General features: G+C 77.1%; 1 protein-coding gene and 1 pseudogene. One reads left to right on the forward strand and one right to left on the reverse strand.

Going from position 1 to position 1,159, the window contains the following annotated elements; genetic code table 11:
* Positions 1 to 344 (forward strand): annotated as a pseudogene (locus L1885_RS28560) (hypothetical protein); the annotation flags it as partial.
* Here the strand turns inward: L1885_RS28560 and L1885_RS28565 are convergent.
* Positions 313 to 993 (reverse strand): FadR/GntR family transcriptional regulator, encoded by a 681-nt coding sequence (locus L1885_RS28565; protein WP_235800034.1) that lies wholly within the window; start codon positions 991 to 993, stop codon positions 313 to 315. The pseudogene L1885_RS28560 and the gene L1885_RS28565 sit on opposite strands and share 32 nt — an antisense overlap.
* Positions 994 to 1,159: the final 166 nt, after the last annotated feature.

The raw sequence follows: 1,159 nt of genomic DNA on the forward strand, positions 1-1,159 counted from the left end.
AGCGGGCGGAGCCGGCGGCGCCCGCCGGGCCCGCGGCCCGCGGGGACCGCGCCACCTGCCGCACCCGCGTCACCGGCTCCCGCGCCGTGGCCGACTGCCACAACCCCGACCCCACGACCGACCGGCTGCGGCTGCACGTCGAATGCGCCCGCTGGTGGGACGTGGACGCCGACAGCGCCCCCGTCGACGTCCCGCCGGCCGGCTACGCGCGGCTCACCGAGCGGTGCTGGAAGGAGGTCGCCTCGGTGTGGGTCACCCACGAGCCGGTCCGGCGGCCGAAGGCCCGGCCCGCGCCGTCCGCGGGCGCCCCCGTCACGGCCGCACCGGTGCCGGCCGGCAGCTGAGCGCGTGGCTCGCCGCCTCGGCGGCCGCCGTCTCCGCGTCACCCGCCCGCAGGGCCTCCACCAGGCGCGTGTGGTCCATCAGCCCCTCCGGCTCGGGCACGCCGTGCACCTGGTCGCGCAGCGCCTCACGCACGACGTCGCCGAGGTCCGCGTACAGGGTCGTGAGGACCTCGTTGTGCGCGGCGGAGACCACCGCCAGGTGCAGGGCCGTGTCCGCCGCGACGAAGCCGTCCAGGTCGGCGCCGTGCCAGGCCGCGGCGCGCCGCTCCAGAAGGACGTCGAGCTGGCGCAGGTCCCGCTCGGTGCGGCGCAGCGCGGCCAGCCGGGCCGCCGAGGACTCCAGCGTCGCCCGCACCTCGGCGACGTGGCCGGCGTCCGCTCCCGCGAAGCGGCGGTGCATCACGCCCGCCAGCTCGCTGGTCGCGACGACGTACGTCCCCGACCCCTGACGGATGTCCAGCAGGCCCGTGTGGGCGAGGGCGCGCACGGCCTCGCGGACCGTGTTGCGCGCGACCCCGAGCTGCTCCGCCAGCTCGGGCTCCGTCGGGACGCGCGAGCCGACCGGCCACTCGCCGGAGGTGATCTGCCGGCGCAGCTGAGTGATCACCTGGTCGGACAGCGCGGAGCGCCGGGGGGAGGTCAGCGGCATGGGTTCCTCATCTCACGATGGACAACCAATCATCCAATGATTCTATGATAGTCCCATGTCTGAGGATTCGAACGCTCCGCCCCGCCCCGCATCCGGCCCGGACGCAGCCCCGGCCGCGCCCTCGGCCGACGCGGCCCGCGCCACCGGGACGGCGCCGGGCGGGCGG

Origin of the sequence: Streptomyces fuscigenes (assembly GCF_021556455.1) — a bacterium.
Lineage (GTDB): Bacteria > Actinomycetota > Actinomycetes > Streptomycetales > Streptomycetaceae > Streptomyces > Streptomyces fuscigenes.